We start from the raw sequence: 12,782 nt of genomic DNA, 5'->3' as shown, positions 1-12,782 counted from the left end.
GTGATCATCAGTCGCCCGGCACGGCGCTGTGGTTCCCGGCGTGACCCGCGCCTCCCGCCGGGACTCCGCCGCGATCACGGGAACTGCGCCGCGGGACGCGACGACTGTAACGGTGTGTATCTCACAGGGTTCCCGGCACGGCAGATCGAAGTCGCGGTGTGACGGCCGACCGGCAGCATCCGGACTCAGGGGCGCGCACCGATGTCCTCGCTCCGCTGGTCGACGGCGCCGTCCGGGGCGACGCCGCGGCCGTCACGGCTCTCATCCGCGCCACCCAGCGCGACGTCATGCGCTTCATGGCCACGCTGGCCCCCACGGCCGACGTCGAGGACCTGACGCAGGAGACGTTCATCCGCGTGGTGCGCTCGTTACCGGGCTTCGCCGGGCGGTCCACGGTGCGTACGTGGCTGTTCGCGATCGCCCGCCGGGTCGCCGCCGACCACGCGAGGGCCGTCTCCCGCCGGCCGCGGGCGGCGACACTGCCCGACTGGGAGGCCGCCGCCGAGTCGGTGTCCTGGCCGGGTGGGCCGCGTTTCGAGGAGCAGCAGGCGCTCGCCGACCTGATCGGTGGCCTGTCCCCGGAGCGCCGTGACGCGTTCGTGCTGACCCAGGTCGCCGGGCTGTCGTACGCCGAAGCCGCCGAGGTGGTCGGCTGCCCGATCGGGACCATCCGTTCCCGGGTCGCCCGGGCCCGCGACGATCTGACCGCCGCGATGCGCGACGTGGTGCCCGCCGATCGTGCGGTGGGCTGACCGCGCGTCCCTGGCCCCCTCCGAGCCGGGCCCGGCTCGGCGGTCACCACACCGGCCACCGCCTCAACACCCGTCACATCAGCGTAGACCTCTGTTGTTTCTGCTGGTCAGGGGGTACTTCCACCGGGAAGGTGTCAGTACTGCGCAACGGAGGAGACGACGATGGAGAAGATCGGGTACGCACCCATGGCCACCCACCCGGACCTGATGGAGATGCAGGTCCGGTACGAGCGGGCCGCCGCCAGCGGTCCAGCGGTGATCACCGACGGCACCACACTGCTGGCCGGCCTGTGGCTGGCCATCTCACCCTGGGTGGTCGGTTTCGAGGCGACCGCGCCGGGCGTCCGGGTCAGCAATCTGGTCATGGGCATCGCGGTGGCCGTCACGGCGCTCGGCCTCACCCTGATGCCTCAGCGGATGGTGCGGTTGAGCTGGGCGACCGCCGTGATCGGGGCGTGGGTGGTGGTCTCTCAGTGGATCATCCAACAGTCCCCCAGCACCACCTCGATCATGATCAACAATGTCGTGACCGGCGCCGTGATCATGGTGCTGGGCGCCGCCGCCGTCTCGATCCTGACGTCGGCTGCCACCCGGGAGTGAGCCGCGGGCCGGCCACCACCGGATTCGGCGACCTGCCATCCCACATGCCCCACCCGGGCGGAAAGCGGCATCCGATGGTGGGTCGCCTCGCCGGCCCGACCCGCTCCACCGCCGCCGCTCCCGCCGGCCCGGCTTGACCCTCGACCTGGTCGAGCGCTCACGATCAACTCCGAGAAGGTCCAGAGATACGAGGACTCGGAGGACGAACGGTGACCGACGCCGTGATGGAAGAGATCAGCAGAGCGCTGGAGATGAGCGCCGCCGGCGACCCGCCCGCGGCCCGCGCGACGCTGGAACGCCTGTGGGAGACCACCGACGACGCGCTGCACCGGTGCGCCATCGCGCACTACCTCGCTGATCTGCAGGGATCCGTGCAGGACGAGCTGCGCTGGGACGAGCGGGCGTTGCAGGCGTTCCCCGACCTCACCGACGCGCGCGCCCGCGAATACGACGACACCTGGCGGGCCAGGGCATTCCTTCCCACGCTGCACCTCAACCTGTCCGACGTGCACCGGCGCGCCGGCAACGAGGAACAGGCCCGCCATCACCTCGCCGAGGCGGCCGCCGCCCTCGACGCACTGCCCGCCGACGACTACGGCGCCATGATCCGCGGCGCCGCCGACAAGGTTCGCGACGCCATCGACACGGGCTCCACCGAGCCCCTGACGCCGGCCGGTTAGCGTCGGGGACGCAGCCTCCAGCGGGTCACCAGGCCCACCGCCAGCAGGGCGATCAGGACTGCTGACGCGAAGGCCGCGTTGCGGATCGTACGGGCCGCTTCGAGGTCCGTGCACAGTCGGGCGTCACGCGCTTCGAGCGACGCCGCCAACTCCCCGGCCACCGTCCCCAACTCGGCGATGTGACGATCGTGGGCGCCGAGCAGGAGATTACCGGCGGCTATCCCGTCGATGCCGGTGTAGTGGAGGTTCCGCTCGGCCAGCCTGCTATGGGCGGTGAAGTAGTCGTCGGCGATCGGCCGCAGCGGCTTCCGGAGGGCACGTTCCTCGAATGTCAGGTCGGCGGCGTCGAGGCGGTCGAGGGCCTCGTACACCGCGTCTCTTCCGTCGAATTGCGCCACCAGCTCATCGACGGCCGCGAAGTCGGTCAGACCACGACCCCGCAGGTCCGGAACGAAATTCGTGGGGGCGAACCGGATGACGTGTACCGCACCGATCACCGGCCCCAGCGCGGTCCGCTCGCGTTGCATCAGGTCGCCGGCCTTCGTGTTCCACCAACCGGTGCCGAGAGCGCCGACCAGCAGAAAGGCGAGCACGGCGAGGCACAGTGCACGGCCCAGTCTCAACGGGCGCTCCCCCGGGTGTCGCAACGACGGCCTGTCGCTCATCGGACGACGGGGCCGTCACCTGAGGCATCCGCTCGTCCGGGACCCGCCCTGCCGTACCCGCGCGGACCGGCCCGGAATCCGCGAAGCCGGGGCCGAAAGGGCTCCTGGCCCGAACCGGGCGGGCGCGGGCTGGCTATCGTGCCGTACGCAAGAATGACTCGCCTTTCGTCGGCGCGCTGGAGGAAGAGGACCGATGACCGAGATGAACCCCGCGTTCGGCAACGTGCTCTGGTCCGGGTCCTCTCAGGATCTCACCGCGCTCGCCACCGGTGGCCGCGTGCAGACGGCCTCCTACACCGTCACCGCCGACGCGATCAGGTTCTCCTCCGGGGTCATCTCCACCCGCGAAGAGATCATCCCGATCTGGCTGGTCGTCGACGCCGACATCACCCAGCACATCACCCAACGGGTACGCGGGGTCGGCGACCTCACGTTGCGCCTGGACCGGGCCCACGCCGGCAGGTTCGGGCAGAACGAGCTCACACTCCTGTCGATCGAGAACCCCTCCGACGTACGCGATCTGATCCTCCAGCAGGCGAACACGGTCCGCCGGTACTGGTCCCAGCACCACTACCAGCGCGACGTCGAGCTGCGGCGCGCCGGTGCGGTCTCCACCAACCTCGTCCTGCCGACCGTGGTGGCCGCCCCCGACCCGGCCGTGGTGGCGAAGCCTGCGCTGGAGCCCGCCCCAGCTCCCGCTCCCGCTCCCGCCCCGAACGACCTGATGGCCCAGCTCGTCCAGCTCGGCGAGATGAAGACCGCCGGCCTGCTCACCGACGAGGAGTTCACCGCGGCCAAGGCGAAACTGCTCGCCTGAGCCGGTAGCGGCCGATCACCCTCCATGCGGCACGATCGCCTCCAGCAGCACCGACCAGGCCACCGTGGAGCGCCGGGACACGGTGAGCGGTGCGTCCGGGGTGGTGAAGGACCGTCGGCGGTCGAGGTGGCCACTCCAGCGACGAGGACGGCCCGGATCACGTCCCCACCGCCGAAACCACCCTACCGAGTCGCGGGCCGGCGACGGGCCCGCCAAGCCGCCGCCTCGCCGGCCAGCCAGACCTTGCCCTGGGCCAGGTCAGCAACGGGCCGCGGGAAATCCGGGCGGGCGGTGATCTGATGAACCCGCTGCCGGCTGATCTCCCCGAACATCATCCGAAGCTCATGGGCACCGACGAGCTCTTTTCCGGTCGCCTCTTGCTCTACGCTAATTGTCATGGGCCAACTGTACAGACGACCCTCGCAGGCGAGAAGGCCACTCCGGTGCAGGCCACCCGATCAGGTACTTCAGCGCGCCCTCGGACCGACTCCGCCACCGGCGCGGGGAGCCGACCCGCCGCGTGATCCACCGAGTCGAACGCCGAGCTCGTAGACGCCGACCAGCATCGGACTGCTCGGGCCGTACCCCCGGCAAGTCTCTGTCTGCGGGGTTGTCAGACGTCGAGTGCCCAGCTCACGAATCGCAGCTTCGGCGTGAATCCGGCCTTCTCATAGACCCTGGAAGCGCCGAAGGGGTTCGCCGAGTCCGCCTCCACGAGGGCCCGGTCGTAGCCCTCGTCGGCCGCGGTCCTCAGCGCGTGGGCGATCAGCGCGCCGGCGACGCCGCGCTTTCGATAGTCCGCCTGCGTGGCGATGAACATGAAGCGCGCGTCGCGGATGCCGGTCGCCTCCGTGTCCGCGTCCCAGGACATCGTCACCAGCATGCCCGCGGGGTGCCGTTCGCCTCGTCGCGGAGCAGGAAGCTGACCGTGGGCCGGAACGTCTGGTTGGTGATCTTGCTGGTCCAGGACTCCACCGTCATCGGAGCCCGGAGCCGGTCCTCGCTGAACGCCTCGTTCCGGATCAGCCGGAACTCCTCGTCGTTCTGCTCCGACCAGGGCTCGACCCGCAGCCCGGCGGGAATCGCCGTTCCGGGGATCGCGTCGCCGAGACGGTGCTCGAAGTGCTGGTAGTAGCTGACCTGCTGGAACCCTTCGGAGTGCAGGATCTGCGCCAGGCCGGCCATGGTCTCGGGTTTGTGGATGTCGACGGCGAGCCTCAGCGTCGGGTGGTGCCGTGCGTGCAGTTCTTTCGCGGCCGCCACCCCGGCCCTGACCAGCCGGGTGCCGAGGCCTCTGCGCCGGTGGTCCGGCGCCACGCCACCGTCCATGACGATCCGGTGGACTCCCTCCGGCGTCGCCTGGTACCGGGTCTTCATGAAGCCGACCATCACGTCGCCGTCGAAGGCGGCGAGGCTGCCACGTTCCAGGTCCGTATAGGGGTCGATGAGCTCCTGGAGCGTGTCCTGCTCGTCGTAGTACTCGCCGATCCTGTCGGCGGCCTCCATGGCGTTGAGCAGGTCAGCGGACCCCTTGGCGTCCTCGCGGGCCAGCGGCCGCCACGTGATGGTGCTCAATGCTTCGCGCATCCGCCGGAGGCTAGTGCGGGCACGATCCCGCTGTCGCTCCATTTTCGGCGATCACTGACGGCAGGGGCTCGAGGCACGGCGGATCCCACCGTACGAAGCGCTCGGCTCGGCGTCATGCCGGTCGTCCCGGCGCCCCGCGAAGCCTGGGCCTGCACCGGGTGGGGATCGACCCGGCGCACCACCTCTCAGCCTTTGAGTTGTTTCTTCACGTCCCGGGGCACCCGAACACCGTGGGTACGCGGGTCGGTGATGAAGCGGGCGGCCAGCGGGTCGGGCTCCCCCGGTGTCACCGCGACCAACTGCCGGGCCCACCGGGGCGAGAAGGAGCGCACCGTGCCGGGGAAGCCCGCGCTGACGGCACTGACCGGGCTCATCGCGATGCCGAGGCCCGCCGCAGCGAGTTGGGGTGCCGCGGAGGTGACCGACGTCGACGTGTTACGGGTTCGTTAGTGGGAGCGCGCCCGTCGATGTGTGACCATCGGGGGGTCATGATGTGCTGCCGCGCCCGGTGCTCGGCGATGGGCGTCCCGCCGGGGCACGGGGTACAGGAGTCGTGTGATCAGCGGAGACGGGCCGGAAGCGGTCGATCGCCTCGCGGCGTTGGGCCAGACCGGCCTGACGGCGGTTGCGGAGCCGGCGTTCGACCGTTTCGCGGCACTGGTGCGTACCGTGCTGCGGGTCCCGGTCGTTCTGGTCAGCCTGGTCGACGCGCACCGTCAGGTGTTTCCCGGCGCGTGCGGGCTGGCCGAGCCGTGGAACGGCGCCCGGCAGACCCCGCTGTCGCATTCGTTCTGCCGGCATGTCGTGGCGAGCGCGGCTCCGCTGATCGTCGAGGACGCCCGCACCGATCCGCGCGTCGCCGGCAACCTCGCGATCACCGACCTGAATGTGATCGGGTATGCCGGAATGCCGCTGACCGACGCCGCCGGCATCGTTCTCGGCTCGTTGTGCGCCATCGACGACGTCCCGCGCCGGTGGACCGCCGAGGAGTTGCGGTTGCTGGCGGACTTCGCGGCGGCCTGCTCGGACATGCTGCGGCTGCGGATCGCCAACAGCGCGCTGCAGCGACGCGAGGAACAGGCCGACGTGCGCAGCGTGACGGCCGGTGCGGCGTTCGACCGTAGTCAGCTTCTGCTGCGCGCCAGCCTCGCCCTGGCCGACACCGGCACGGCCGAGGACGTGATCGACGTCGTGCGGCAGTTGGTCACCGGCAGCCTGGACCCGGCCTATGTCGGGCTGTCCCTGCGGGATCGCACCGGCCGGGTGATGTTGCAGTCCGGCCCGTCGTCGCCCTCCCGGGTCGTCGAGAGCTGGAACCGGTCCGCCGGCAGCGCCGCGACCCCACCCGCGCTGGCAGCGCGCCTCGGTGTCCCGGTGCTGCTGCCCGACCCGCCAGCGGTTCAGGCGCTCACCCCGGACGCGGTACAGACCTTCCTGGAGATGGGCTGGCAGTCCGGCGCCAGCGTGCCGCTACCCGGCCCGGGCGGTCCGGTCGGGGCGCTGACGTTCGTCTGGAAGCAGCCGTACGCCCTCGACGCCACCGAGCAGGCCGTCCTGACCGCGCTGGCCGGCTATGTCGCGCAGGCTCTGCAACGCGCCGATCACCTGTTCTCCCGGGAGAACGCCGCCCGGGTCCTGCAGAGGGCGCTGCTGCCCGACCTGCCCGACACGGCGCCGTTCGAGCTGGCCACCCGCTACGAGCCCGCCGTGCGCAGCGAGCAGGTCGGCGGCGACTGGTACGACGCGGTCCGCCTGGGCGATCATCATCTGGCTCTGGTCATCGGCGACGTCACCGGCCACGACATGCGTGCCGCCGCCCGGATGGGACGGCTGCGCAGCAAACTGCGCCTGCTGCTGGTCGACCGGGACGAACCGCCGGCCGCGCTGCTGCACCGCCTCGACCTCGCCACCCAGGCGCTGGGCGACCGGATCACCGCCACCGCGGTCCTGGCACACCTGCACCGCGCGCCCGACGGCGCCGGGCATCAGCTGCGCTGGTCCAATGCGGGGCACCCCAGTCCGCTGCTGATCACCGGCGGCGACACGAGTGTGCTGACCGGCAACGATCCGCTGCTCGGCGTGCTGCGCGGGACCGCTCGCACCGACCACATCCGGCACGTGCCCCCGGGCTCGACCGTGCTGTTCTACACCGACGGGCTCATCGAGGACCGCCGCCGTTCCTTCGAGGAGCGCGAGCGGCGCCTGTACGAGACGGCCGCCGCCCACGCCGATCTGTCGCTGCCCCGACTGCTCGACGTGCTGTACACCGTGTTCGCCGGCACCGACCACGAGGACGACGTGGCGATGCTCGCGGTTCGTACCCCACCGGGCTGACTTGCGGCCCATCAGGCGTTCCGCACCCGGTGGGAGTAGCGTTGACCATCCAAGCGTCGCGGTGCCGGCAGGCCGAAGCGCATCGTCACCGACGCGAGGACCCACCCCAATGTCCAACATCCCGTTATGGACGGCATCCGTTACCGCACACGACACCGTCCGCACCGTTTCGTTGACCGGCGAGCTCGATCTGACCGCGGCCGATGAGCTGTTTCGCCTGCTGTGTGCCGAACTCGACACCCCAGGCGCCGCCTGTGTCGTCGCCGACCTGGCAGAGGTCACGTTTCTCGACTCCGCGGCACTCGGCGCCTTCATCGGCGTCCACAACCACGCGGGCACCATCGGCCGCCAGTTCCACGTGATCAACGCGGCCCGCCCGGTCCGGCGCATCCTGGACATCACCGGCGTCTACGAGATCCTCGCCCCACGGTCCAGCGGCGACTGACCGTACCGATGAGCCCACAGACGACGCCCGCAGTACGGCAACCGTGGCTGCCCCGCGCGACTCACGGCCTGGTGAGCAGTGCGGGCAGGTCCGTGGGGGCCTGCCAGATCGTGTCGAAGCTGGTGCCGTCGCCGGTGAGGGCGCCCTGGGCGACGAGGCGCCGGCAGCCGTCGAGTTCCACGTAGATGTCGCCCCGGGGCGTTTGCAGCCGGGCGAACCGGTTCGCCGGGGTGGTGCAGGTCTTCGCCTGTCCGGAGGTCTGGACCTCTCGCTTGACGGCGGCCCACCGCCCGGTCGGCAGCAAGCCGCCGGTGACGAACTCGCCCCGCGGCTTCTCGCTGTCCCGGCCACTCTCCTTGACCTGGTAGATGCACAGTCGTACCGACGCGGCGTCCTCGGCCAGCGGGGCGAGGTCGCCCCGCCGGTTGGACGGGTAGACGCCGGTGAACCAGACCATGTCGGTGTGGACCTGCTCGCATCCGCTCGCGGCGGCCTCGGCCGACTCGACCTCGCCGAGCACCCGAGTGGTGACTCGCGTCCAGGACAGGTCGTCCATGGCCGCGGTGGCCTCGGCAAGGGGCTTCTCGCAGGCGTCGCGGGGAAGCCGGGGTCGCACCCATCGACCCTGGCCGTCGAGCAGCACCAATCGCGGCGAGTAGTAACCGTCCGCGGTGCAGATCAGGTCCGGATCCGGTGACGGCGGCGGCGTGTCGGGTAGGCGCAGCGCGGCGAGCAGGGCGACCACGTCGTCGGCGCGGTCCTCGACGGCGATCGCGTCCGTGCCACCGTCCGGCCGCCGCTGCGTGTCCTCCCTGCACATGACGGCTGCCACCGGCTCGAAGGCGCCGGCGAAACCCGCGAGCGGCGCCTCGTCGTACCCCTCGTCCTGAGGTTGCATCGACGGCTCGCCCGCACACGAGCGCCAGCGTGGGTGGATCTGCGGTGCGCTGGACGGCCGCGAATCCGGCGCGGGCTCGGCCGAGGTGAGCGACTGCGCGTCCGCCGCTCCGGTACGGCTGACCTGGCCCGCGCAGCCGGCGGCGGCCAGGGCGAGCATCCCACCGGCGGCGAGTGCCGCGCCGCGTCGGGCCATCACGGCGACAGTCCCGGCGGCCGGGAACCGCATTTTGATCATTTGGCTGACCCTAGGGCGGGCGGGCACGTCCGCGGGCCGGTAGGTGAGTCGGTCAACGGTCTCGAACGGGTCGCGGCGGCGGCCATCTCGGCCAGGTGGCCGCCCTTTCGGCTGGAATCGCATCCACCGGCGATCTGCTGACCGCAGCCACGCGGCCGACGCTCCGCGACCGGCGGATCCGGCATGACGTGTGGCATTGATCTCGAGTGGCGACAGAGCACACGCTCCCGCCGGCTGAATCCGGCTGAATCCGGCGGGAACCCGGCGGAAGTCCGGCGGTCCGCGACTTTCTCGGGCCACTACCGGGTTGCCCGCGGCGCGGAGCGCTCAATAGCCCCAAATCCTGCAACAAAGCTGCAAACGATTCTCATTGACTCAAATCGATCGGCGATGTCATCTTGGACGGGTCCTCCGAGACCCCACCGGCCTCATCCCCATGAAAGTCACACGCTGCTGTGACGACCGCCGGTGCCGCCCACCTTCGTGGAGAAGGTGGGCCTCCCCCAAGGAAGGTCCCACATGAGAAGACCGCGCTTGCTCATCGGCGCCGCCGTGCTGGCCACAGCCCTGGCCGGTTCCGTCGCCATGGTGGACATGGCGTCAGCCGCCACGGACGTGAAGGTCACCGCGTCGATCAAGGTGACCGGCACCTTCGACGGCGGCGGGAAACGCTACATCGGCTCCGGCGCCCTCGGCAGCGGCGGCCAGAACGAGGGCCAGGACCCGATCTTCGACCTGGCCGCCGGCGCCACCCTGAAGAACGTCATCCTGGGCGCCCCGTCCGCCGACGGCGTGCACTGCGCCGGCAGCTGCAACCTGACGAACGTCGTCTGGCAGGACGTCGGCGAGGACGCCGCGACCTTCCGCGGCACCAACGCCACCGTCGTGATCGACGGCGGCAGCGCGGCGAGCGCCTCGGACAAGGTGTTCCAGGACAACCGCGGCGCCGGCGGATCGGTGACCATCAAGAACTTCAAGGTCTCCAACTTCGGCAAGCTCTACCGCTCCTGCGGCAACTGCTCCACCCAGGCCGCCCGCAAGGTGACCATCCAGAACGTCACCGCCACCAGCGGCAAGGTGATCGCCGGGGTCAACACCAACTACGGCGACGTCGCGACGCTGAAGAGCAACAGCATCGGCAGCATCCCGACCTGCTGGCTCTACACCGGCAACAACACCGGTGCCGAGCCCACCAAGACGGGCACCGGCGCGAACGGCCGGAACTGCATCGTCTCCTAGCACCCGCATCGCCGTCGGCCCAGCCGTGCCACGATCGCGACGGCCTCGTACCTAGTACGAACGCCGCGGTCACGTTCGGGCCGGTTGTAGCCGTACCATCCGGTATGTCCCTGATATGCCGCTTCAGGGCGAAGGGCGGCAACCGGCCGCCCTTCGCCCCGCGGGACGGCCCGCGGATCAACAGTTAATCGCCCGCGGCGGGCGGCTTCGACGCGCCACCGGCCGTCCGGTGTCTCGTAAGCTCCCTGCACCCGGCCGGTCGCCGGTGGCACGGCCGGGTCGGGATGCCGGCGGGCGGAGCTGACGCTGCGGTCGGTGCGCAGTCCCCGCCAGGACGGGTGACGCAGCCGCCCGTCGGGGTGTCCAGTTGCGGAACGCGACCTACCGACCAGGGTCGGCTCGACCCACCGCGCGTGGCGGGCATGCACGCGCGGCACGTCCGAGACGGGTGGCGTCGTACGGCCCAGCGGTGGGAGCCGGCGCAGCATCAGGTCGGTGAACCCGGTGCCGACCTGCCCGGCGAACCGCATCGTGCCGTCGTTGTCATGGACGGCGAGCAGCAGCGATGGGGGGGGGCGCCGCGCGACGGCCTTCGCCCGGTTTCCAGCCGATCACCAACACCTCCTGGGTACGGACCAGCGGTATCTTCGTCCAGTCCGCCGACCTGCGTCCGGCGCGGGTACGGCGAGTCCAGTCGTTTGGCGACGACGCCCTTCAGCCCGGATGACGCCAAGCCACAGCCGGCGATCAGCACCGCCAGGGTCAAGCGACGGTCAACGGGATGATCGTCATGCCGATGACGCCCTGCGACGCGGAGGTCGTGGCGCCGGGTGGTTTCGTAGCATCGTGACCGTCGTCCGGGGCGGGTGAGGGTCAGGGCTGGTTCGGTGTCGGCAGAGCGTCGGCGGGGTTGTGGGTGGCGGCCCAGCTGGCGAGGAGTCTCAGCGCGTCGTCGTTGGGGATCCTGCTTCGGCGCTGAAGGCGGTCAGGGCGAGGCCAGGGTCGGCGGGTAGTTCCATGACCTCGTAGGCCAGGTGCAGGTCTCCGACGACGGGGTGGTGGATGTGTTTGAGCCCGGTGCGGTGCAGGCGGACATCGTGGGCGGCCCAGCGGCGGCGGAAGTCTTCGCTGCGGGTGCACAGTTCGCCGACCAGGTCGGTCAGTGCCTTGTCGTAGGGGTCCCGTCCGGCTTCGGCGCGCAGGATGGCGACGCTGTCGTCGGCGGTTGCCTCCCAGTTGAGCCAGAAGTCGCGGGCCCGCGGGTCGAGGAAGTTGAACCGGGCGTGGTTCACGGGTCGGCCGGCGGGTGCTGTGGGTGCGGCGAACATCGGCGCGAACAGTGCTCGTGACAGGGGGTTCGTGGCGAGGACGTCAAGGCGCCCGTTGTTGACCAGTGCTGGCACCTCCGTCATTCCGCCGAGGATGCGCTGAATCGTGGGCCGGATCTGCTGGACGGTCGGCTTACGGCGGCGGGTGCGGGCGGCGGGGCCTGCGGCGCGGGCGAGTTCGGCCAGGTGGGCCTGTTCGGCTTCGTCGAGCTGTAATGCTCGGGCCAGGGCGTCCAGCACGGTGTCGGAGACACCGCTGAGGTTGCCGCGTTCGAGTTGGGCGTAGTACTCGACACTGACGCCGGCCAGGTCGGCGACCTCACTGCGGCGTAGTCCGGGTACCCGCCGGTTGCGGTTGTAGTGGTGCAGGCCCGCCTGTTCGGGGGTGATCTTCGCCCGGCGGGAGCTGAGGAAGGCTTTGACCTGGTCCTGGTTGTCCACCGGTCCAGGCTAGGTCGGAATCCGGGGACGAAGGGTGGGCTGTCAGTACGTGGTCCAGCAGCGACTTCTCCGAATCGGCGGCAAGCGGTTTTCTGGTGTTGCCGCCGCGGGCCGGGCCTGGGAGATCGGGTGACCGGCCGTCCGACGCGGGGTTTCGAGCGATGGTGGAGGACGCGGGGACATGGCCGAGACGTTCGGGCCTGAGACATCGACAGCTTGGAGAGACACCATGCCGCTGGACGGCGAGTACGAGCCGAACCCGGTGCGGTTCGTCCGTGACCAGGTGGAGCTGTACGAAAGCTCCGGTGGTACGCAAGGAACGACGCTTCAGAAGGACGGCCCGCAGTGCCGGGACATGCTGGCGCGCGAGGTGACCGGGGACGAGAAAGCCGTGTGGTGGGCCCGCGCCGTCGAGGCGTTCCCCGACTACGCCGAGTACCAGAAGAAGACCGACCGGGAGATCCCGCTCCTGCAACCGGCAGCCGGGCCCCACTGATCAGGCACGACCATGGTCAGCCTACGGATCTCCGGCCCCTGAGAAACCGCCCGGGCAACGGACGCCACGGCGCGGCGGCCTGACCCGACGCAGCCGGCCAACCCCTCAACGGCCACGGCCACGGCGTCGACGTCGACGTCGACGTCGACGTCGACGTCGTCAGCCTGACCGGAACACCCGCTGTTACCGAACAACACACCCGCATCCCGGCAGAGCCGCGGCCGCCGTGACCTGCCGCCGTGGCTGCGAAGCCGGCCGCTGGA

At 70.6% G+C, this 12,782-nt stretch carries 16 protein-coding genes; 8 read left to right on the top strand and 8 right to left on the bottom strand.

Features of this window, described 5'->3' with window-relative positions; translation table 11 throughout:
• Positions 1-158 precede the first annotated feature (158 nt).
• From ACQPZW_RS20095 to ACQPZW_RS20085, 3 genes are all read left to right on the top strand, one after another.
• The gene (locus tag ACQPZW_RS20095) at positions 159-752 is read left to right on the top strand and encodes a sigma-70 family RNA polymerase sigma factor (protein ID WP_433796442.1); all 594 of its coding nucleotides are present in this window, start codon (positions 159-161) and stop codon (positions 750-752) included.
• 162 nt (positions 753-914) lie between these two features.
• Positions 915-1,352 carry an SPW repeat protein gene (locus tag ACQPZW_RS20090; RefSeq protein WP_433796441.1) on the top strand — a complete coding sequence of 146 codons (438 nt, stop codon included), beginning with the start codon at positions 915-917 and terminating at the stop codon, positions 1,350-1,352.
• Positions 1,353-1,576: 224 nt separating this feature from the next.
• The gene (locus ACQPZW_RS20085; RefSeq protein ID WP_433797581.1) at positions 1,577-2,032 is read left to right on the top strand and encodes a hypothetical protein; all 456 of its coding nucleotides are present in this window, start codon (positions 1,577-1,579) and stop codon (positions 2,030-2,032) included.
• On the opposite strand, the gene ACQPZW_RS20080 is transcribed toward ACQPZW_RS20085, so the two are convergent.
• A complete protein-coding gene (locus tag ACQPZW_RS20080) occupies positions 2,029-2,655 on the bottom strand; it encodes a hypothetical protein (protein WP_433796440.1) in 627 nt (208 codons plus the stop codon). The genes ACQPZW_RS20085 and ACQPZW_RS20080 overlap by 4 nt on opposite strands.
• Before the next feature lie 235 nt (positions 2,656-2,890).
• On the opposite strand from ACQPZW_RS20080, the gene ACQPZW_RS20075 reads away from it, so the two are divergent.
• Complete coding sequence (locus ACQPZW_RS20075; protein ID WP_433796439.1) at positions 2,891-3,514, top strand: PH domain-containing protein; 624 nt, start codon at positions 2,891-2,893, stop codon at positions 3,512-3,514.
• Positions 3,515-3,696: 182 nt separating this feature from the next.
• Here ACQPZW_RS20075 and ACQPZW_RS20070 read toward each other — a convergent pair whose 3' ends face one another.
• The 4 genes from ACQPZW_RS20070 to ACQPZW_RS20055 form a co-directional block, all read right to left on the bottom strand.
• The gene (locus ACQPZW_RS20070) at positions 3,697-3,912 is read right to left on the bottom strand and encodes a DNA-binding protein (protein ID WP_433796438.1); all 216 of its coding nucleotides are present in this window, start codon (positions 3,910-3,912) and stop codon (positions 3,697-3,699) included.
• 215 nt (positions 3,913-4,127) lie between these two features.
• Positions 4,128-4,397, bottom strand: coding sequence for a GNAT family N-acetyltransferase (locus ACQPZW_RS20065; protein WP_433796437.1), 270 nt, complete (start codon positions 4,395-4,397; stop codon positions 4,128-4,130).
• Complete coding sequence (locus ACQPZW_RS20060; RefSeq protein WP_433796436.1) at positions 4,388-5,101, bottom strand: GNAT family N-acetyltransferase; 714 nt, start codon at positions 5,099-5,101, stop codon at positions 4,388-4,390. Before ACQPZW_RS20060 ends, ACQPZW_RS20065 begins: the two co-directional genes overlap by 10 nt.
• Before the next feature lie 185 nt (positions 5,102-5,286).
• On the bottom strand, positions 5,287-5,475 hold the full coding sequence (locus ACQPZW_RS20055) for a hypothetical protein (protein WP_433796435.1): 189 nt from the start codon (positions 5,473-5,475) through the stop codon (positions 5,287-5,289).
• Between the two features lie 181 nt (positions 5,476-5,656).
• Between ACQPZW_RS20055 and ACQPZW_RS20050 the strand changes: the two genes are divergently transcribed.
• Positions 5,657-7,435 carry a GAF domain-containing SpoIIE family protein phosphatase gene (locus tag ACQPZW_RS20050; RefSeq protein ID WP_433796434.1) on the top strand — a complete coding sequence of 593 codons (1,779 nt, stop codon included), beginning with the start codon at positions 5,657-5,659 and terminating at the stop codon, positions 7,433-7,435.
• Positions 7,436-7,544: 109 nt separating this feature from the next.
• Entirely contained in the window at positions 7,545-7,880 is a 336-nt protein-coding gene (locus ACQPZW_RS20045) for an STAS domain-containing protein (protein ID WP_433796433.1), read from the top strand.
• A gap of 61 nt (positions 7,881-7,941) precedes the next feature.
• Here ACQPZW_RS20045 and ACQPZW_RS20040 read toward each other — a convergent pair whose 3' ends face one another.
• Entirely contained in the window at positions 7,942-9,015 is a 1,074-nt protein-coding gene (locus tag ACQPZW_RS20040; protein ID WP_433796432.1) for a hypothetical protein, read from the bottom strand.
• Between the two features lie 519 nt (positions 9,016-9,534).
• On the opposite strand from ACQPZW_RS20040, the gene ACQPZW_RS20035 reads away from it, so the two are divergent.
• A complete protein-coding gene (locus tag ACQPZW_RS20035; RefSeq protein WP_433796431.1) occupies positions 9,535-10,254 on the top strand; it encodes a pectate lyase in 720 nt (239 codons plus the stop codon).
• Here the strand turns inward: ACQPZW_RS20035 and ACQPZW_RS20030 are convergent.
• Positions 10,251-10,784, bottom strand: a complete 534-nt coding sequence (locus ACQPZW_RS20030) for a hypothetical protein (RefSeq protein WP_433796430.1) — start codon at positions 10,782-10,784, stop codon at positions 10,251-10,253. The two genes, ACQPZW_RS20035 and ACQPZW_RS20030, sit on opposite strands and share 4 nt — an antisense overlap.
• 411 nt (positions 10,785-11,195) lie before the next feature.
• Positions 11,196-12,023, bottom strand: a complete 828-nt coding sequence (locus ACQPZW_RS20025) for a helix-turn-helix domain-containing protein (protein ID WP_433796429.1) — start codon at positions 12,021-12,023, stop codon at positions 11,196-11,198.
• Positions 12,024-12,252: 229 nt separating this feature from the next.
• Here ACQPZW_RS20025 and ACQPZW_RS20020 point away from each other — a divergent pair, with 229 nt between their 5' ends.
• The gene (locus tag ACQPZW_RS20020; RefSeq protein ID WP_433796428.1) at positions 12,253-12,519 is read left to right on the top strand and encodes a nitroreductase/quinone reductase family protein; all 267 of its coding nucleotides are present in this window, start codon (positions 12,253-12,255) and stop codon (positions 12,517-12,519) included.
• Positions 12,520-12,782 lie beyond the last annotated feature (263 nt).

It is taken from the genome of Actinoplanes sp. CA-252034, assembly GCF_050956125.1.
Taxonomy (GTDB): Bacteria; Actinomycetota; Actinomycetes; order Mycobacteriales; family Micromonosporaceae; genus Actinoplanes.
The sequence above is the reverse complement of the archived record's forward strand: the minus strand, read 5'-3'. Positions and strand labels throughout refer to the sequence as shown.